16 protein-coding genes, 1 tRNA gene and 1 pseudogene are annotated in these 19,426 nt (G+C 59.8%); 2 read left to right on the forward strand and 16 right to left on the reverse strand.

Annotation, left to right across the window (positions count from 1 at the left end):
• The 10 genes from rimM to M3436_07085 all read right to left on the reverse strand — a co-directional run.
• The coding region (rimM, locus tag M3436_07040) for a ribosome maturation factor RimM (GenBank protein ID MDQ3563892.1) at window positions 1–402 on the reverse strand (402 nt) is incomplete at its 3' end.
• Window positions 403–424: 22 nt separating this feature from the next.
• Window positions 425–670, reverse strand: a complete 246-nt coding sequence (gene rpsP / locus M3436_07045) for a 30S ribosomal protein S16 (GenBank protein ID MDQ3563893.1) — start codon at window positions 668–670, stop codon at window positions 425–427.
• A gap of 63 nt (window positions 671–733) precedes the next feature.
• Window positions 734–2,836, reverse strand: coding sequence for a polyribonucleotide nucleotidyltransferase (gene pnp / locus M3436_07050; protein MDQ3563894.1), 2,103 nt, complete (start codon window positions 2,834–2,836; stop codon window positions 734–736).
• Window positions 2,837–2,916: 80 nt separating this feature from the next.
• A complete protein-coding gene (gene rpsO, locus M3436_07055) occupies window positions 2,917–3,186 on the reverse strand; it encodes a 30S ribosomal protein S15 (protein ID MDQ3563895.1) in 270 nt (89 codons plus the stop codon).
• A gap of 109 nt (window positions 3,187–3,295) precedes the next feature.
• Window positions 3,296–4,213: a tRNA pseudouridine(55) synthase TruB gene (gene truB, locus M3436_07060; GenBank protein MDQ3563896.1), complete on the reverse strand. Its 918-nt coding sequence runs from the start codon at window positions 4,211–4,213 to the stop codon at window positions 3,296–3,298.
• A gap of 17 nt (window positions 4,214–4,230) precedes the next feature.
• Entirely contained in the window at window positions 4,231–4,596 is a 366-nt protein-coding gene (rbfA, locus tag M3436_07065; protein ID MDQ3563897.1) for a 30S ribosome-binding factor RbfA, read from the reverse strand.
• A 6-nt stretch (window positions 4,597–4,602) separates the two neighbouring features.
• Window positions 4,603–7,125 carry a translation initiation factor IF-2 gene (infB, locus tag M3436_07070; GenBank protein MDQ3563898.1) on the reverse strand — a complete coding sequence of 841 codons (2,523 nt, stop codon included), beginning with the start codon at window positions 7,123–7,125 and terminating at the stop codon, window positions 4,603–4,605.
• A complete protein-coding gene (nusA, locus tag M3436_07075; GenBank protein ID MDQ3563899.1) occupies window positions 7,118–8,689 on the reverse strand; it encodes a transcription termination factor NusA in 1,572 nt (523 codons plus the stop codon). The genes infB and nusA overlap by 8 nt, the downstream gene beginning before the upstream one ends.
• A complete protein-coding gene (gene rimP / locus M3436_07080; GenBank protein MDQ3563900.1) occupies window positions 8,686–9,174 on the reverse strand; it encodes a ribosome maturation factor RimP in 489 nt (162 codons plus the stop codon). The genes nusA and rimP overlap by 4 nt, the downstream gene beginning before the upstream one ends.
• A 43-nt stretch (window positions 9,175–9,217) precedes the next feature.
• A tRNA-Met gene (locus M3436_07085) sits at window positions 9,218–9,294 on the reverse strand.
• 167 nt (window positions 9,295–9,461) lie between these two features.
• Here M3436_07085 and amrB point away from each other — a divergent pair.
• The gene (gene amrB, locus M3436_07090; protein MDQ3563901.1) at window positions 9,462–10,829 is read left to right on the forward strand and encodes an AmmeMemoRadiSam system protein B; all 1,368 of its coding nucleotides are present in this window, start codon (window positions 9,462–9,464) and stop codon (window positions 10,827–10,829) included.
• 204 nt (window positions 10,830–11,033) lie between these two features.
• Window positions 11,034–11,588: a CHRD domain-containing protein gene (locus M3436_07095; GenBank protein ID MDQ3563902.1), complete on the forward strand. Its 555-nt coding sequence runs from the start codon at window positions 11,034–11,036 to the stop codon at window positions 11,586–11,588.
• Window positions 11,589–12,476: 888 nt separating this feature from the next.
• Here the strand turns inward: M3436_07095 and galE are convergent.
• The 6 genes and pseudogenes from galE to metK form a co-directional block, all read right to left on the reverse strand.
• Complete coding sequence (gene galE, locus M3436_07100; GenBank protein ID MDQ3563903.1) at window positions 12,477–13,454, reverse strand: UDP-glucose 4-epimerase GalE; 978 nt, start codon at window positions 13,452–13,454, stop codon at window positions 12,477–12,479.
• Between the two features lie 194 nt (window positions 13,455–13,648).
• Window positions 13,649–14,452 (reverse strand): annotated as a pseudogene (locus M3436_07105) (AAA family ATPase).
• A complete protein-coding gene (locus M3436_07110; GenBank protein ID MDQ3563904.1) occupies window positions 14,452–15,873 on the reverse strand; it encodes a sigma-54 dependent transcriptional regulator in 1,422 nt (473 codons plus the stop codon). Before M3436_07110 ends, M3436_07105 begins: the two are co-directional and overlap by 1 nt.
• Window positions 15,874–15,889: 16 nt before the next feature.
• On the reverse strand, window positions 15,890–16,774 hold the full coding sequence (gene metF / locus M3436_07115; protein ID MDQ3563905.1) for a methylenetetrahydrofolate reductase [NAD(P)H]: 885 nt from the start codon (window positions 16,772–16,774) through the stop codon (window positions 15,890–15,892).
• Between the two features lie 69 nt (window positions 16,775–16,843).
• Window positions 16,844–18,157 carry an adenosylhomocysteinase gene (gene ahcY / locus M3436_07120; protein MDQ3563906.1) on the reverse strand — a complete coding sequence of 438 codons (1,314 nt, stop codon included), beginning with the start codon at window positions 18,155–18,157 and terminating at the stop codon, window positions 16,844–16,846.
• Between the two features lie 39 nt (window positions 18,158–18,196).
• The gene (gene metK / locus M3436_07125; protein ID MDQ3563907.1) at window positions 18,197–19,396 is read right to left on the reverse strand and encodes a methionine adenosyltransferase; all 1,200 of its coding nucleotides are present in this window, start codon (window positions 19,394–19,396) and stop codon (window positions 18,197–18,199) included.
• Window positions 19,397–19,426 lie beyond the last annotated feature (30 nt).

Consider the following 19,426-nt stretch of genomic DNA (forward strand, 5'->3'; position numbering starts at 1 on the left):
AAGTACATCGTTGGCGCTGGTCGCGATGACATCCACGACCCGACCGAGGGGCGCCCCATCCTCCGCGACCGCGTCGAGGCCGATGAGATCGTGCCAATAATGCTCCCCAAGAGGCAGTACCGGAAACTGGCTGCGGCGCACCGCGATGGGGACCCCCATGAGCGGCTGCCCGTCTTCAGGGGTCGAATGATGCGCGAATCGCGCTACCAATCCTTTACCCTTGACGGTTGCGCTTTCAGGCGCTATTTCGCGCCATTCGCCCTCGAAGCACCCATACCAGGGCGCGTACCGCAAAATGCCTTCCCGCGGATGCGTGTACGATAATACTTTAACATCGCCTCGCAGGCCATGGATCCCCACGAAACGGCCTACGACGACGAAACCGTCAACATCCCCTGCCACGGCTCCGCGGCGATGGGAACCCCTACGCAGCGGAACCGTGCTTCATCAAAGTGGCGACGCGCTCGGAAACTTTGGCGCCCTTGGAAATCCAATAGCCGGCGCGTTCTTTATCGATACGCAGGCTGCTGTCACTCAAGGCCGCGAGCGGATCGAAGAAACCGACGCGCTCAAGGTAACGCCCGTCGCGCTGGTTGCGGCTGTCGGTGACTACGATGTGGTAGAAAGGCCTTTTCTTGGTGCCGTGCCGGCTCAAACGAATGCTAACCATGTTGATCCTAACCGCTTCAGTTTAATGATTCTGTCCCCGTTCCACGCACAACCGCGCCGCGCTTTAATTCGCCGTCCCTCCGGCGTTCACCGCCTTCATGCTCAAGCGTATACGCCCTTGCTTATCGACTTCGAGCACTTTTACCTGCACGGTATCGCCCTCGCGCAGCTTGTCACTCACGTTTTCGACGCGCTCGTCGGAAATCTGCGATATATGCACTAAGCCGTCTTTCCCGGGCAAGATGGTAACGAACGCACCGAAGTCCATAAGTTTGGCGACCCGGCCCTCATAAATCATGCCCACTTGAACGTCGGCTGTGATTTGCTCAACGCGCCGCCGCGCCTCTAGCCCCGCGGCATTATCAATGGAGGCGATTTTCACTGTGCCATCGTCGCTGATGTCGATGACGGCCCCGGTCTGCTCGGTGATGGCACGAATCGTCGAACCACCCTTACCGATGACGTCCCGGATTTTCTCCGGGTCGATCTTGATGGTGATAATCCTCGGCGCGTACTCCGACATCTCCGGCCGCGGTTTGGCGATCACGGCGTTCATTCGCTCAAGTATATGCAAACGGCCCTGATGGGCTTGCCGCAGCGCCAGATCCATGATTTCACGGGTGATCCCATCGATCTTGATGTCCATCTGCAGCGCCGTCACGCCATGCGCCGTTCCCGCAACCTTGAAATCCATGTCGCCGAGATGATCCTCATCACCCACGATGTCGGATAATATCGCGAACCGCTCACCTTCCTTCACGAGGCCCATCGCGATCCCGGCAACCGCATCCTTGAGCGGGACACCGGCATCCATCAATGACAGGCTGGTTCCACACACGGAAGCCATCGAGCTTGAGCCGTTGGACTCGGTGATTTCCGACACTACGCGAACCACGTATGGAAACTCGGAAGCATCCGGCATCACGGCTTGAATCCCTCGCTTCGCCAGCCGTCCGTGTCCAATCTCTCGCCGTTTGGGTGAACCCACCCGACCGGTCTCCCCGACGCAATACGGCGGAAAGTTATAATGCAACATGAAGGCTTCCTTGCGCTCCCCCTCGATGGCGTCGATGATCTGCGCATCCCGCCCCGTTCCTAAGGCGGTGATAACCAAGGCCTGGGTTTCGCCGCGTGTAAAAAGCGCCGAACCGTGCGTGCGCGGTAATACCCCGACGCGGACAGTGATCGGGCGGACCGCGTCCATGGCGCGGCCATCGATACGGCGCCGTTGATCAAGGATCATCTCGCGGACGGCCCGCTGTTCGATCTCCGCGAACGCATTCACGAGATCCTCCTCGGCCCACTGGGCGGCGTCCGCCGGCCCGCCGAGCGTCTCCTGCGCCTGCTTGCGAAGGGCATTAATCCGCTGCCGGCGCGCGAGCTTATCGGTGATCGCATACGCCTCGCGAATAGTCTGCCCGACCCGTGATTCCACCGCACTCATCAGGGCCGTGTCCCGTACCGCGGGTTGCCAGTTCCAGGGAAGCGGGGCTACCTCATGGACGAATTCCCGGAGGTTACGGATCACGACCTGCATTTGTTCGTGGCCGAACATCACCGCGCCCAGCATGACATCCTCGGCGAGCTGATCGGCCTCCGATTCGACCATGAGTACCGAGGATTGGGTGCCGGCCACAACGAGGTCGAGGCGCGACGACTTGATTTGGCTGAAGGTCGGATTGAGTACGTAGTTTCCGTCCAGATAGCCAACGCGCGCGGCCCCAATCGGCCCCTTAAACGGGATCCCCGAGATACTTACGGCCGCCGACGCGCCGATGAGCGCTGGGATGTCCGGATCGATCTCGGGATCGAGCGATAGCACCGTGGCGATGATTTGTACCTCGTTCGTCATTCCCTCGGGAAACAACGGACGCAAGGGCCGATCGATCAACCTCGACGTGAGGGTTTCTTTTTCGCTCGGACGGCCCTCGCGTTTGAAGAACCCTCCGGGGATCTTGCCCGCCGCGTAGGTGCGTTCCTGATAATCCACGGTCAAGGGGAAGAAATCCCGGCCCGGCAGCGGTTCCTTGTTTCCTACCACGGAAACCAATACCACGGTATCCCCCATGCTCACTGTCACTGCCGCCGAAGCTTGTCGCGCGATTTCCCCTGTCTCTAGAACAACAACATGGGTTCCGTATTGGAATGATTTTTTTACAAGGCGCATGCTGGTGCTCGACTAAATGGAAGTGGTAGGTGCGAACCGCCGCATCGATGCGGGGAGTGGTCTAAGGTGATAACGATTGCCTATCTGCGCAATCCCAAGCCGCTGATTAACTCTCGATAGCACTGCATATCATATTGCTTAATATAATCCAGTAACTTACGCCGTTTGTTGACCATCCTCAGCAAGCCCTGGCGAGAGTGGTGGTCGGATTGGTGCGTTTTAAAATGCTCCGCCAGATCCTCGATACGGCGGGTAATAAGCGCGACCTGCACCTCGGGCGATCCGGTGTCACCTGGGGAGCGCTTAAATTTATCCATGACTTCTTTTTTTAGTGCCGGCGGCAGTACCATCAGGCCCCCTAATCCTATGCAACTCACGATTTGAACCGGTTATTGTAACGAGCGCTCGCGGTCCGAACAAGGAACACGCATAAACGCAGCTTCGGCCTAGCGACGCTTTTCACCGCCGCAGCAAGCGCCGCGGCGCGATTCTGCCATCTTCGAGCACCTGCCCGATACCCAAAAAATGCATATGGTGGTCGTAAAGCCTGACTAGGCCGTGCGTCGGCGCATGCGGCACCACCACCGCTTGGCCGCGGCACAAATAGTAGGCGGCGTCCCGAGACAAAGCGATATGCGGCTCAGCGAATAAAACTCGATCAATATCGAGCAACGAGCGCGTCAGCGCCTCCATCCCTTGCTGCGCTAATCGTTGCAGCGTTTCGAAATCCAGCGCGGCATCGATGTCGAAAGGCCCGACTCCAACCCGTTGAAGCGCCCGCACATGGGCGCCGCAACCCAGCCGCTCACCGATATCTTCCGCGAGGGTTCGGATATAGGTGCCCTTGGAACACTCAACCGCTATGTCCAGACCGTCATCGCCATAGCGCAGCAAGCGCAGCGTATGTATGATCACCGTACGCGGCGTGCGCGCGACCGTGATCCCTTGATGCGCAAGCTCATACAGCCGGCGCCCTTGGTGCTTGATCGCCGAATGCATGGGCGGAGTCTGCTGTAAGCATCCGGTGAACGATGCCAACACTTCGTGGAGCGTTTCCAGCTCGAATGCGGGCGGCGTCAGCGCGCGCGTGATGTCGCCTTCGGCATCGCCGGTGGCGGTCGAGATGCCCAGTTTTACCGTGGCGAGGTAACGTTTATTCGCGTTCAGGAGAAACCCCGAAAGCTTGGTCGCCTCGCCAAAGCAGAGCGGTAACAGGCCGGTGGCCAAGAAATCCAAGCTCCCCGTGTGTCCAACCTTGCGGGCGTGAAATAAGCGCTTTACGCGTTGCAGGGCATCGTTGGAGCTAAGGCCAGGAGGCTTGTCGAACAATAAGATCCCGTGGATATCTCGGCCTTGCCGGCCGTGACGCTTCGCCATCGGGTTCAGCGTCAATTCTAGCGCGAACGCGGAAACTCCCCGCCGGAATCGGTCCCTTTGAGCAGCGCCGCCAGACGTTCGACTCGCTCCAACGTCTCGTCATGACGAATGAGCAGGCGCGGGACCGCCCGGAGGCTCAAACGCCGAGCAAGGATAGTTCGGAAACACCCCGCGGCGCGCTTTAGCCGGGCCACTACCTCCTGTGCGCTGCCCCCGAGGCAGGATACGTAGACCTTGGCGTCGTGCAGGTCCGCCGTGAGATCGACCGCCGTGACGGTCACAAGACCCAAACGGGCGTCTTGCGCGGTCCGCGATACGAGCGGCGCGAGTTCCCGTTTAATTTGCTCCGCAAGGCGTAGCTTGCGGTCGAATTCCTGTCCCATTGCGCTCTAGATGCTGCGTGCGAGCGTGATGCGCTCGAATACTTCAATCTGGTCGCCCGGCTTTACATCGTTGTAGTCCTTAACGCCGATTCCGCATTCGGTGCCGGATTTCACTTCGTTGACATCGTCCCGAAAGCGGCGTAGCGACTCCAGTTGCCCTTCGTAAACCACGATGTTATTTCTCAGCACGCGGATAGGGTTGGCCCGGCGCACGGCGCCGGTCGTGACGATACAACCTGCGATTGCGCCAAACTTCGACGATCGAAACACATCGCGTACTTCCGCCATGCCAATAATCTGCTCCTTGACCTCCGGTGCGAGCATTCCGCTCAATGCCGCTTTCATTTCATCGATCACGTTGTAGATAATACTGTGATAACGTAGCTCCACGCCGGTTTCTTCGACCAACTTGCGGGCGCTGGCATCGGCGCGCACGTTGAACCCGATCACGATCGCCTTCGACGCCACGGCGAGATTGACATCGGACTCGCTGATCCCGCCTACACCGTTCGCGATGACGTTGACGCGCACCTCGTCGGTGGCGAGTTTAGTCAAGGCATCGACCAAGGCTTCCGCGGATCCTTGCACGTCGGCTTTGATCAAAACAGTCAGGCTACGGGTTTTTCCGTCCTCCATCTGCAGCAGAACATCATCGAGCTTGGCTGCTTGTTGCCGTGCGAGCTTGCCTTCCCGGGTCTTACCCTGCCTAACCTGAGCGATTTCGCGCGCCTTGCGTTCATCGGCGACGACCACCGCCTCATCGCCCGCATTGGGGGCGCTCGACAAACCCAGGACTTCCACGGGCAGCGACGGCCCGGCTTCCTCGATCGATAGCCCGTTTTCATCCAACATCGCCCGGACGCGGCCGAATTCCTGGCCCGTGAGTAAAATATCGCCCCGCTTGAGCAGGCCTTGTTGCACCAAGATCGTGGCGACCGGGCCACGTCCCTTGTCTAATCTGGATTCGATCACCACCCCCGACGCCGGTCCGGCCGGCACCGCCAGGAGCTCGAGAACCTCGGCCTGCAGCAGGATCGATTCCAGCAAGCGGTCGATACCTTCCCCGGTCTTGGCGGAAACGTTCACGAAAATCGCGTTCCCTCCCCACTCCTCCGGTACGATGCCGTGCCCCGTTAACTCTTGCTTAACGCGCTCGGGGTCCGCGCCCGCCTTATCGATCTTATTGACGGCGACCAGTATCGGCGCATTCGCCGCCTGCGCATGCTGCACGGCCTCGATCGTTTGCGTTTTCACCCCGTCGTCGGCCGCGACCACTAACACCACGATGTCGGTGACTTTAGCGCCGCGCGCCCGCATGGCCGTAAAAGCCGCATGACCCGGCGTATCCAAAAACGTAATGGAACCCTCCCGGACGAGCACATGATAAGCACCGATATGCTGCGTGATGCCGCCGGCCTCTCCGGCGGCAACCCGGGCACGGCGTATGTGATCGAGCAATGAGGTTTTACCGTGATCGACGTGGCCCATGATCGTGACCACGGGGGGACGCGCCACTTTCTCGCACGCGATAGCATCGGAAACTCCGAGCAGTTCCGCCTCCGCCGCATCATCTTTAAGCGGCTTGGCCTTGTGGCCCATCTCCCCAACCACTATCACCGCCGTCTCCTGATCGAGCACTTGATTAATGCTCGCCATCGTCCCGAGGTTGATCATGACTTTGATGACCTCAGCCGCCTTGACCGACATCCGTTGCGCCAACTCGGCGACGGTGACCCGTTCAGGGATCGCGATCTCACGCACAATGGGCGCGGTCGGCATCTCGAAGCCGTGCTTGGGCGCGAGCGGCACGACCATTCGCCGAGGCCCCGGTTTCTTCTTCCGGCGGGTCGTTCTATTGATTGCAACATGCAGTTCTCGCTGATCGATGACCGGTTCGCCTGACGGCTCCTTTTGGCGCTTGGCCGGGACCTTATCGGTGTAGGCTTGGCGTTTTACCAACTGCTCCGCAGTGGTCGGGATCGGGATCCGTGGCGGCGCTTCGCGGAGCGTTTCCTCCACCGGCGCTAAGACTCGTTCCGGCTCGGCGTCCACCCGTGCGAGAGCCTCCGCTTCCTCGGCACGCCGGCGCGCTTCCAGCTCCTGGGTTTTGATCTCTTCCTCGCGGGCGCGGCCTAGCTCCAAGGCCGCCAACCGTTCTTGTTCCGCGGTCTCGTCGGCTCGGCGCTGCGCCTCTGCTTCCGCGAATACGCTACGTTTCACATAGGTGCGCTTCTTGCGGAACTCGACGCTCACCGTTTTTGTGCTGCTGCTGCGCACGCTACGCCGATCGATAGGGAGCTTGATCTCACTGATGGTCTTGCGGCGCAGGACGATGCGGTTCGGTTCGGCGCTTTCATCGGCGCGTCCGTGGAGCTGCCGAAGATGGACGAGCAATTGGTTCTTCTCCCGATCGCTCATCGGGTCGCCGGGTTGTTTATCCGGCAGCCCGGCCTCGCCCAGTTGCGCGAGCAGCCGGTCGATGGAAATTCCAACCACGTCCGCGAACTGCTTAACCGTCACTTCAGCCATGCACCTGCTCCCCGGTCTCTTCTTGCGCAGCCTTAAACCACGGGGCGCGGGCGGTCATTATCAGCGTGCCGGCCCGCTCGCCGCTAATGCCGCCGATTTCTACCAGCTCATCTACCGACTGCTCCGCCAAATCGTCCATCGTCACAATTGCCCCCGCGGCCAAGCGGTGGGCTAGCTCTGGATCCATGCCTTCCATATTGAGCAGATCTTCCGACGGCATGACATCGCCGAGACGTTCCTCGGTGGCGATGGCCTTGGTCAATAACCAATCCTTGGCCCGATTGCGTAACTCGGCCACCAGATCCGCATCGAACTCCTCGATCTCGATCATTTCCTGTTCCGGAACAAATGCGACTTCCTCGATGCTCGAGAAGCCTTCCTGGGTCAGAATGTTAGCGACCTCTTGGTCGACATGCAGATTTTCCACGAATATCTGCTGAATACGCTGGGCTTCCGCCTCGGTCTTGTCAGCCGCTTCGGTTTCGGTCATCACATTCAACTCCCAGCCGGTCAGTTGGCTCGCGAGCCGGACGTTCTGCCCGTTACGGCCGATCGCCTGCGATAGTTGCTCCTCCACGACCGCCACATCCATGCTGTGCGCATCCTCATCCACCATGATGGACACGACTTCGGCGGGCGACATGGCGTTAATGACGAACTGCGCCGGGTTTTCATTCCAAAGGATAATATCGACCCGTTCTCCGGCGAGATCGTTGGAGACGGCTTGCACGCGCGAGCCGCGCATGCCGACACAGGCGCCGACCGGATCGATCCGAGGGTCCTTGCTTTTGACGGCGATCTTCGCGCGCAGACCCGGATCGCGCGCCGCCCCGAGCACCTCGATGAGACCTTCACCGATCTCGGGAACCTCGATCTTGAACAACTCGATTAGGAGCTCCGTGGCCGTGCGGCTGACGAATAACTGCGGACCGCGTTTCTCCGGACGCACTTCGCTCAAGTATCCTCGCAGCCGATCCCCCGGCCGCACTGCTTCGCGCGGGATCATGTCCTCGCGCGCAATCATCGCTTCCGCATTGCCGCCGAGATCCAATGTCACGCTACCGCGATCGACGCGCTTCACGACGCCGGTAATTAGCTGGCCCATGCGGCTCTCATAGGCTTCCACAATCTGCTTGCGTTCGGCCTCGCGCACCTTCTGCACGATGACTTGCTTCGCCGCTTGCGCGGCGATACGCCCAAACGCCGCAGCTTCCATGGGTTCCTCTATATATTCGCCGTGGCTCACCTCGGGATGGATCTCGCGCGCCTTGCTGAGAGAGATTTGACGCTCGGGAAACTCCACTCCACCCGCGCCGATCGGGACGCCATCGGGTCCGGCGTCCGCGGCCGGGGTGGCTACGGTCTCATCGATAACCTGCCAACGCCGGAAGGCTTCATAGTCCCCGGTCTGCCGGTCGATGGATACGCGGACATCGATGTCGTCGCGATAACGTTTGGTTGTCGCGCTCGCAAGCGCCGCTTCCAAGGCCTCGAAAATGATCTCCTTATCTACCCCCTTCTCATTGGAAACAATCTCGACGACGGTAAGGATATCCTTGTTCATCTGCTACGCCTCGCCGGTTTATTGGAGTCGAATTGCGGCACCAAGCGGGCCCGGTGTATGAGATCGAAGGGCAGCGTATAGGCTTCCCCTTCCTGTTCGGTGATGCTGATCTCGTTAACGGTGACCGCGTTCAAACGCCCGCGGAATTTTCGGCGCCCGTGGACCAGACGTATCGTCTCAATGCTCACGGTGCTTTGAAGAAAACGCGAATACTGATCGAGAGTAAACAGCGGGCGGTCCAACCCCGGGGAAGAAACCTCAAGCGTATAGGACCCGGTGACGGGATCCTCAACATCCATAACACTGCTCACCTGCTGGCTCACGCGTTCACAATCTCTCAATGTAATTCCACTGGCGCTATCGATGTACACCCGTATCAACGGCGCGCGTCTGGCGACGGTACGTTCAATGCCGACAAATTCATACCCGAGGCCCGCCACGACGGGCTCGATGATGGCTTCTAACTCCCTCGTATCCGCGCGCACGTTACCGACTAAAATAAAAAGCCCCGGCTCTCGGGGCTATCTATGGTAGCGGGGGCAGGATTTGAACCTGCGACCTTCGGGTTATGAGCCCGACGAGCTGCCAGACTGCTCCACCCCGCAATGGTCGGACCGAATAATGATAGGGTTCTGAGGCTCTTTTTTCAAGTGCGTTCGGGCAATTTGAGCGGTCAGCCCGCGCCGCGAACCTGGGTAACGGTGGTGCGGACAGCTTCCGGGACGCTTTCGGCTTATAATTGAATCCATAGAGAGCCTAAGCGAGGAGCCTTGTGTATACCCGTCCCCCCGCCGTCGCGGGACAGTTTTATCCCAGCGATCCGATGGACCTGCGCCGGATGATCGGCGGTTATTTGGGGATACAAGAGGCCGGCTCGCAAGTCCCGAAAGCCCTAATCGCACCCCATGCCGGCTACGTTTATTCCGGAGCCGTCGCAGGATCCGCCTATGCTTGTCTCGCGGATGCTCGCGCGCGTATTCGCCGGGTTGTTCTCTTGGGGCCGGGGCACCGGGTTTATGTCCCGGGCCTCGCGTTGCCGCGTGCCCAGCACTTCGCGACCCCCTTGGGGGAGGTCGCGCTCGACCCGGGCGCCACCCAGAAACTGGCAGTATTCCCGCAGGTTAGCGTGATGGATCACGCGCATGCCTGCGAGCATAGTATCGAGGTCCAGATCCCGTTTCTGCAAATGGTCCTGGAGCAATTTACCATCGTGCCGCTGGTGGTGGGCGGCGCCGCGCCGGAGGATGTCAGCGCCGTCATCGAGGCGCTGTGGGAGGAAGCCGAGACTCTCATCGTCGTCAGCTCCGACCTCAGTCACTACCACGACTATGAGACGGCGCGGGAAATTGACCGGGCGACGGCCGCCGCGATCGTGAGGGGCACGGCCACCCTTCACCCGGAGCAGGCGTGCGGGTGCGCGCCTATCAACGGCTTACTCCATTTTGCGCGCAAGCATAAGCTCCGCATCGCCGCGCTCGATGTGCGTAATTCGGGCGATACGGCCGGCCCGAGGGATCGCGTCGTCGGCTATGGCGCTTTCGCGCTCTATTCGCCTAGCGAATCACTCCCCTTGTGCCCGGAAGACCGCCATCTCCTTTTGGACGCCGCCTCTCGCTCTATCGCCCGAGGCTTCGAGCATGTCCCGGACACGGCGATTAACGGCGCCGATTATCCGCAACGCCTGCGCGTCCACCAGGCCTCGTTCGTGACCTTAAAAACCCGTGGCCAATTGCGGGGATGCATCGGCAGCCTGGAGCGTCATCGGCCCCTGGTCATGGATGTTGCCGAGAATGCGCGCGCGGCAGCCTTCGGCGATCCGCGTTTCCGGCCCCTCATCCCCGAGGAGTGCGCAAGCCTTGCCATTCACATCTCGGTGTTGAATGCGCCCGTCGCGTTAAACTTCAAATCCGATACGGAGATCTTGGATCAACTCGCTCCTGGTGCCGACGGCGTGCTCCTCCAGCAACAGGACCGGCGGGCGACGTTTTTGCCGGCGGTCTGGGAATCGCTACCGGGACGCGCGGAATTTCTGCGCGAATTGAAACGGAAAGCCGGAATTTCTCAAGATGCCGATCCCGAAACTCTTCAGGTCTGGCGCTATACGGTAGAATCCTTTTCAACCATGTACCACGCTCCCTGAAATGCGTTTTCGCCTCGCGCTAGCCCGGTGATTCCCGATTCCGGACCGAGATTGCGCGTGATTGACACCTGACAGGTTTAGTCGTACCTTCGCTCCCGAGGAAAAAGGGCTTTTAAAATTCTTGTTCTCCGTGTCCCTCGCCCCCGTCATAGAGCTAGGCACGGAGAGTCACACCGCAGCGCCCACAGCCGAGGAGTTTGAAACATGAAGCAACTTGCTACAATCGTCAGTATCTTGGGGATGTTCCTTGCCGTATCAGGTGCTGCCTATGGGGGCGACGAGTTTGTGTTTGTGGCGAATCTGAGTGGCGCGCAAGAGGTTGTCAGCCCAGTTCCCCCAGATGAGGGGCCGCTCCTTGCCCCCCAGCCCGGCATAGAGACCGATACCGCTGGGCGATTTCGCATTTCGTTTGATGCTGCCCTTACTAGCGCTCAGTTTCGGCTCAGAGTCAGGAATGGTGTGGGCATCACACAGGCGCACCTGCACTGTGCGCCTGCCGGCGTAAATGGGCTAATCACGGTTTTCCTCTTCGATTTAGTGCCTGACCCTGGCGTTGATGTCAATGGGCGTCTGTCCGAGGGAGAGTTAACAAACGCCAGCTTTGAGGCAGGGGTCAGTTGTACCGCAACTTGCGGCAAGACGGTCAATAATATCGCTTCCCTGCGGGCGGCGATACTAGACGGGTGCATCTACGCCAACGTGCATTCGGTTGCGAATCCCGCCGGCGAAGTTCGCGGCCAAGTTTGGCGTGTGAAGTAATCATAAGGGCGTCTTCTGCTCACCCTCGCCTGGGTGCTAATAGAACCTGCGGTGCTCCCAGTCGAGCGAAGTCTTTACGTTTGCGTCCAACGCGCGTCCGGATCCTTTGCAGACTGGCTCGACCCCGGATTGAGCCCTCCACCGGCCGGTGGTACGGTAGAATCTACTATCACTATCCTTTCCCTCGGACTTCCATATTCGAACAGCGGATCTAAAATTGGCGTTGCTATGTCTACTGCAAAGAAACCTTCCGTTCGTCGCCCACGGCCAAGAAGGCTGTTGCAGGGAAACCAATCAAGAGATTGTCGGGAAGTGGGAGTCCGGAACGCGACAAGCCGATACGATCGGTCGGTCTTCTTGAACTGCCCGTTTGACGATAACGGGCGCGAACGTAGCGAGCGTCCCAGTTCATGCGGTTAGGCCAGTTATTCGCCTTTGGATTCATCGCCGCACAGAAAAACGTGGTCTGTCCAGGTCTGTCCCCGAGCACAGAAGACTCAGGGCAATAGTTTCCGCGGCTTGGCGGAACAGACTGCCGGCGGCGATGATTTGCCCCGAAAGTAGTAACTTCATTGAATTGATATGCAGCGTGATTGCCGTATATACGAGAGCCGACACAAATGCTAGTCGGTCATTTCGGCCGACTGTGGGTGCGCCACGCCATTACAGCCTTTGCGATGTGACTCGAAAAGACTCTGGCTTCGGACTCGAAGCGCTTGAAGTACTCTGCCCGTACTTCCCGGTCATCGGAATGTAGTTCAGCAAGGACTTTCTCTACAGACTCGGAGAGTGATTCCATGGCTGAGCCCTATCTACCGGATATGTCTCGCGACTCGCTCCGCGGCTTCGCGCATCTGGGCTTGCTCGCGACACTTTTGCAGAGCTTCACTAATAGAACCTGCGTTGCTCCCAGTCGAGCGAAGTCTTGACAATAAACTCCAGGTTATCGTAGCGCGGGCGCCACGCCAAAACCGACCGGATCCGATCGGCGCCGGCCACGAGCACCGGCGGATCGCCCGCGCGCCTGGGCTCCTCCCGTACCTTGAGACGCTGTCCGTGGATCTTCTCGATGGCGCGAATGACCGCCCGCACGCTATAGCCGTGTCCGTAACCGCAATTTAGGACCACCGGCTCGCTGCCACGCTCAAGATAATCGAGCGCCCTCAGGTGGGCGCAAGCGAGGTCATCCACGTGGATGTAATCCCGGATGCCGGTTCCGTCCGGGGTCGGGTAGTCGCTTCCAAAGATAGAGAGCGCGGCGCGCTTACCGAGCGCGACCTCGGCGGCGACTTTGATCAATAACGTCGCCTCCCGCGTCGACTGTCCGATACGGCACTCCGGATCCGAGCCCGCGACATTAAAATAACGCAAGATCACATAGCGCAACCGGGAGGCTGCCGCAGCATCGCGCAGCATCCATTCACTCACGAGTTTCGAGGTCCCATAAGGATTAATCGGGCAGGTTGGGCTGTCTTCGCGCGCCAGCGGTGTCGTGGGAATGCCGTAGACTGCGGCGGTGGAGGAGAAAACGAATTGCGTTACACCCGTATGCACACAAGCCTCCAATAAGGCGCGCGTCTTACAGGTGTTGTTGCCGTAATATTTCAGGGGATCACGGACCGATTCGGGCACGACGGTATGGGCGGCGAAATGCATGACGGTGTCGATGCCGTGTTCCCTCAATACGCGATCCATTAGGCTGCGATCGCCGACATCGCCGGCGATAAAGGTTCCGTGCACAACGGCCTTCTCGAACCCGGTAGACAGATTGTCCACGACCACGACCGCGCGGCCGCCCTCCCCGAGCTGGCGCACGACGTGACTGCCGATGTAACCGGCTCCGCCTGTCACAAGCACCGGTTTCATGGCTGCTTCGGAGAATCGGCGCCTTCAAGCCCGCGGCCGATGGCCCCAGACAACGGCACGTCCTTGAAAGAGCGCGTATCCTCGACGAGTGCGCTCACTGGAATGAAACGCTGCCACGCGAACCAGCCGATCGCCGCGAGGGCGAGACAAAAGGTCAGCGCCATCGCCAGCGCGGCGGCGCCTGGTTTGGCGACAAACTCCGTGTCCCGCGCCGCCCTGCGCACATGTCTGGTTCTCACTTTAATCTCGCCCCCGGCGTAGGCGGCGAGCAAGGACTTATCGGCGAGAATATTGATCCTGCGCAGCAGCCCCTTGGAATAGCAGGTAAGGCTTCGAATCGCGGCGCGCGTGAAGATCCCCATTCCCTTGTAGCCGCTCGCGCGCAAACGGCTGCTTAGATATTCCCGCACCTCGGCAATCGAAAACGGATGCAAATAAAAGCTGTAGGTGATGCGCTCTTTCAGTTGCCGGATGCGCGGATTCATTAAGGATTCATCCAGCTCCGGCTGCCCGAACAAAACGATCTGCAACAACTTCTCATCCTGTGTCTCCAAGTTGCTTAACAGGCGGATCTCTTCCAGGGTTTCGAGCGGCATGCTCTGGGCTTCTTCGACAAACGCGACGATGCGCCGATTCTCCGCGTGTTTCCTTACCAGGAATTCTTGCAGCGCGTGCATCACCTTGAGTCGATCCTCGCCTCCCGCGACCGGCAGATGTAATTCAAACGCGATGGCGTGCAGAATGTTGTCCGGGGAGAGGCTGGGATTCGCTAAATACACGATCTCGGCGTTCTCGGGTAACTCACGCTCCAGCATGCGGCAGAGCATGGTCTTGCCGCTTCCCACCTCCCCAACGACCTTGATGATACCTTCGCCAGTCGCAATTGCGTAGACCAAGGCCTCCAGGACCGCCCCGCGGTTGCCGCCCGGGAAGAACAAGCGCGTGTCGGGCGTGATCTTGAAGGGTGGCTGGCGTAAGCCGAAATAGGAGTAATACATCAGCGTCTCGGGTGATTGAGCCGTTCGATCCTGCTATACAGGGTAGTACGGTTGATTCCCAGCAAACGCGCTGCTTGGCTCAGGTTTCCATGGCTGAGCTTGAGCGCCGCGTCGATGTAGCGCCGCTCCCAACATTCCATGATTTCATCGAGGCAAAATCCGGGCGTTCGCAGTTGCCGCTCGGCCGCGGTATCGAAGTCGGCCTCTCTCGTCCCCGGCGCCAGCGACATATCGGCTTCAAGCTCTCCCGCCAGCGCCGCGGCCGAGATCTCCTTGCCCGGATATTTCGCACCGAGGCGAATCACGATATTGCGCAGTTCGCGCACGTTTCCGGGGAAGGCATAAGACAGCAGATCTTGTCTTGCCGCCTCGTGTAAAATGAACGGAGCCACCGATGCCGCGTACAAACGCTGAAAATGCTCCAGCAGCAGCAAGCAGTCGTCGCCACGCTCACGCAAGGGGGGCACCTGAATCGCCAGCACGCTCAAGCGGTAATACAGATCGTGGCGAAACGAACCGCGCCTGACGGCAGCGCGTAGATCGAGATTCGTCGCCACGACGACCCGTGCTTGGGATCGCCGCGGCTGGGTCTCGCCCAGCCGGTAGTACTCGCCGTTTTCGAGCACCCGCAGCAGCTTAACCTGCAACGCCGGCGGCAGTTCGCCGACCTCGTCCAAGACCAAGCTGCCCCCATCCGCCTCCTCCAACACACCGCTCTTGGTCGCGCTCGCTCCGGTGAACGCGCCTTTGATCTGTCCGAACAACTGTGCCTCCAGAAGCTCCGGCGTGAAGGCCGCGCAGTTAATCGTCACCAAGGGAAATCGAGCACGCCGGCTTTCATAATGTAAGCGGTTCGCGACCAGTTCCTTGCCGACACCCGACTCGCCCTCGATGAACACGGCGAAGGGGGCATCGGCGAACTGGCGGATCTGCTCCCGGAGGGCGTCGATGGCGGGACTATGACCGAGCATTTCCACCAGGCCTTCGCGCGGCGCCGCCGACTGCTCGACCTCCCGGATCATCGCGTGATGAGTCAAACGCGCTTGCAGCAACGCGGGGTCCGCGGGTTTCGGAATGAAATCCACGGCGCCCAAGGTGAGCGCATGCTGAATATTGGCGCGCGTATTCTGCCCCGAGAGCACCAGCACGCGTGCGCTGGGATCGGCCGCCAGCAACTCGCCGATCAACGCAAAGCCTTCCTCCGGACTATGCGGTGTCGGCGGCAATCCGAGATCCACCAAGGCCAAAGGTATTTGATGGCCCAATTTGCTTAACAAGGCCTTGGCTTCTGGCCGTGTGGCGGCGGTATGAACTTCGTAATCGTCCTCTAAAACCAGCGCCAGCGATTCCACGATCAACGCATCATCATCGACCAGCAGCAGCGGGATCTTGGGAGGCCGTGTGAAAAGCCGCGCGGACAAGGTTGGCGATGGTCCGCTAGCCGCCTGAGAGCGCGGGTTTCACCGCGGGTCTTTCGCGGCGCAACCCGAGATTAGCCCAGATCGCCTCGGACGCCTCGGCTTGATTCATGGTGTAAAAATGCAGCCCCGGCGCTCCCTTGTCCAAGAGCTGACGGCACAGATCGGTGGTTACATCAATGCCGAAATTGCGAATCGAGACGCGGTCATCCCCAAAATCCTTTAAACGCCGCAAGATCCAACGCGGGATCTCGGCGCCGCAGGCGTCCGAGAAGCGCAGCAACTGCGTACAGTTGATGATGGGCATGACACCGGGGACGATCGGGATCTGGACGCCGAGCGCCTCGCAGCTCTCCACGAACCGCCAATAGGCATCGAGGTTATAAAAATATTGCGTGATCGCGCGGTCGGCCCCGGCCTCCGCTTTACGCTTGAAGTTCCTGAGATCCATGTCCGCGCTCGGCGCCTGCGGGTGAAACTCCGGATAGGCGGCGACTTCCACGAAAAAATAGTCGCCGCTCTCCTCGCGGATGAACTCCACCAACTCATTGGCGTAACGCAGCTCACCGTAGCCCGCCGCGCCCGAGGGCAGATCGCCGCGCAATGCCACGATATGTTTGATGCCGGCGCTCCTGTAGGTGCTCAAGATCTCACGCAGGCTGCTGATGGTGCTGCCGACACACGAGATATGCGGAGCGGCCGTGATCCCGGTCGCCGCGCGGATCTCTTGCACCGTCTCGAAGGTCAGCTCGCGCGTGCTGCCTCCCGCCCCGAAGGTGACCGAGAAATAATCCGGCTTGAGGCGCGCGAGCCGATCGCGGGTGACCTGAAGCTTGCCGATCGCCTCCGGGGTTCGCGGCGGGAAAAACTCGAAGCTGAAGCTATGGCTGTTTGGAGTTCCCATGGCGCTTGTTGACGGAACCGCCGTGCGTATTAATCGCTCGCGGGGCAGCAGTCACTACTACGGCGGGCATTAATAGCGATAATATTCTGGTTTGTAAGGGCCTTCGATCGAGACACCGATATACTCCGCCTGCTCCCGCGTGAGAACCGTGAGATCCGCACCCACTTTCGCCAGGTGCAGGCGCGCCACCTTTTCATCAAGGTGCTGGGGCAGTGTATAGACGCGGTTCTGGTAGCTTTTAAAGTTGTTCCAGAGCTCGATCTGCGCCAGCACTTGGTTGCTAAACGACGCTGACATGACGAAGCTCGGATGCCCCGCGGCGCAACCCAGATTGACTAAGCGGCCCTCGGCCAAAAGGATGATGCGCTTGCCATCGGGAAACAAGATCTGATCCACCTGCGGTTTGACGTTTTCCCAACGGTATTGACGCAAGGAAGCGACGTCGATCTCGGAGTCGAAATGGCCGATATTGCACACGATGCTGCGGTCTTTCATGGACCGCATGTGATCGTGGGTGATCACCCGGATGTTGCCCGTGGCGGTGACGAAAATGTCCCCGCGCGCCGCGACATCGTTCATGCGCACCACCCGATACCCCTCCATCGCCGCCTGTAGCGCGCAGATGGGATCGATCTCCGCGATCCAGACGGTCGCGCCGAGACCCTTCAAGGCCTGAGCGCAGCCTTTTCCGACATCGCCATAGCCGATCACCACGGCGATCTTGCCGGCGATCATCACCCCCGTGGCCCGCTTTAGACCATCCATCAAGGATTCCCGGCAACCGTAGAGGTTATCGAACTTCGATTTCGTGACCGAATCATTGACATTAAACGCCGGCACTTTCAGCGCGCCGGTCTGTGCCATTTCATGCAAGCGCCGCACGCCGGTGGTCGTCTCTTCCGACAAACCACGCACCCCTTGGAGCATCTCCGGATAACGCTCATGCATTACCTGGGTCAGATCTCCGCCATCGTCGAGCAGCATATTCGGGCGCCAGCCGCCGGGGCCGAAAATACTCTGATCGATACACCACCAGAACTCCTGTTCCGTCTCCCCTTTCCACGCGAACACGGCAATACCCGCGGCCGCCACGGCGGCCGCGGCATGATCTTGGGTCGAGAAGATGTTACAGGATGACCAGCGCACCTCGGCGCCCAACTGGATCAAGGTCTCGATTAACACCGCCGTCTGCACGGTCATGTGCAGACAGCCCGCGATGCGAGCCCCCGCCAACGGCTTTTTACCCTGGTATTCTTCCCGCAAGGCCATCAGGCCCGGCATTTCCCCTTCGGCGATGTTGATCTCCTTGCGCCCCCATTCGGCAAGCTTGAGATCCGCTACCTTGTAATCCGGCGTGATCTTTTCCATCGGTTGCGTGCTCATCAATCGGCTCCTAATAGGTAAGATATGTAAGGGTAGAAACTAACTCGCCCGGACCAGGGACTCGCGCGGCATCGATTCGGCTATCCCTAGGCTCTCGCGCAAGGCATCAACCTTATCGGTGCGTTCCCAAGTCAGATCGAACTCGGTGCGGCCGAAATGCCCGTAAGCGGCGGTTTGCCGGTAGATCGGGCGCAACAGGTTCAACATCTTGATGATTCCTTTGGGCCGGAGATCGAAATTCTTGCGCACCGCCGCGATCAACCTCGACTCGTCCACATTGCCCGTGCCAAAGGTCTCGATGCTGATCGATGTCGGCTCGGCCACGCCGATGGCATAGGATAGTTGGATCTCACAGCGATCAGCGAGGCCCGCGGCCACGATGTTTTTCGCCACGTAACGCGCCGCGTAGGCGGCCGAGCGGTCTACTTTGGAAGGGTCCTTGCCCGAAAACGCGCCGCCCCCGTGGCGCGCCATGCCGCCATAGGTATCGACGATGATCTTGCGCCCGGTCAGCCCACAGTCACCCATAGGCCCGCCGATCACGAAGCGGCCGGTCGGATTGACATAGAATCGGGTGGTAGGGCTTAGCCACTCCTTCGGCAGCACCGGAAGCACGATCTCATCCATGACGGCCTGTTTGAGGACCTCATGACTGATCTCGGGGCTATGCTGGGTCGAGAGCACCACGGCGTCGATGCCGCAGGGACGGCCGTTCGCGTAGCGAAACGTCACCTGGCTCTTGGCATCCGGGCGCAGCCAGGGCAGGCAGCCCGTCTTGCGGACTTCGGCTTGCCGCCGGACCAGGCGGTGCGCGTAGGTTATGGGCGCGGGCATGAGCACGTCGGTTTCGTTGCAGGCATATCCGAACATCAACCCCTGGTCGCCCGCGCCTTGTTCGTGCTCGCCGCTTTCGTTGACGCCGAGAGCGATATCCGCCGATTGTTGTCCTATGGAGACGATTACGCCGCAGGACTCCCAATCGAACCCCATCTCCGAACTATCGTACCCGATATCACGGATAACCTGCCGGGCGACGTTGCGGATATCCACGTAAGAAGAGGTGGATATTTCTCCCGCCACGGTCACTAAGCCAGTCGTGACCAGCGTTTCGCATGCCACGCGCGCGTCCGGTTCTTGCGCGATGATCGCATCGAGCACCGCATCGGAGATCTGATCACAGATCTTGTCGGGGTGACCCTCGGAGACCGACTCGGAAGTAAACAAACGGGTATTGTCCATGATATCTTCTCTTGCGGAATTTTAGTGTGC

It is taken from the genome of Pseudomonadota bacterium (assembly GCA_030859565.1).
GTDB lineage: Bacteria > Pseudomonadota > Gammaproteobacteria > JACCXJ01 > JACCXJ01 > USCg-Taylor.

Coding starts and splice junctions, on each gene's coding strand:
- galE (MDQ3563903.1), bottom strand. CDS start 13,454: ATGAAACCGGTGCTTGTGACAGGCGGAGCCGGTTACATCGGCAGTCAC.
- rbfA (MDQ3563897.1), bottom strand. CDS start 4,596: ATGGGACAGGAATTCGACCGCAAGCTACGCCTTGCGGAGCAAATTAAA.
- M3436_07095 (MDQ3563902.1), top strand. CDS start 11,034: ATGAAGCAACTTGCTACAATCGTCAGTATCTTGGGGATGTTCCTTGCC.
- infB (MDQ3563898.1), bottom strand. CDS start 7,125: ATGGCTGAAGTGACGGTTAAGCAGTTCGCGGACGTGGTTGGAATTTCC.
- metK (MDQ3563907.1), bottom strand. CDS start 19,396: ATGGACAATACCCGTTTGTTTACTTCCGAGTCGGTCTCCGAGGGTCAC.
- ahcY (MDQ3563906.1), bottom strand. CDS start 18,157: ATGAGCACGCAACCGATGGAAAAGATCACGCCGGATTACAAGGTAGCG.
- nusA (MDQ3563899.1), bottom strand. CDS start 8,689: ATGAACAAGGATATCCTTACCGTCGTCGAGATTGTTTCCAATGAGAAG.
- pnp (MDQ3563894.1), bottom strand. CDS start 2,836: ATGCGCCTTGTAAAAAAATCATTCCAATACGGAACCCATGTTGTTGTT.
- rpsP (MDQ3563893.1), bottom strand. CDS start 670: ATGGTTAGCATTCGTTTGAGCCGGCACGGCACCAAGAAAAGGCCTTTC.
- truB (MDQ3563896.1), bottom strand. CDS start 4,213: ATGGCGAAGCGTCACGGCCGGCAAGGCCGAGATATCCACGGGATCTTA.
- rpsO (MDQ3563895.1), bottom strand. CDS start 3,186: ATGGTACTGCCGCCGGCACTAAAAAAAGAAGTCATGGATAAATTTAAG.
- metF (MDQ3563905.1), bottom strand. CDS start 16,774: ATGGGAACTCCAAACAGCCATAGCTTCAGCTTCGAGTTTTTCCCGCCG.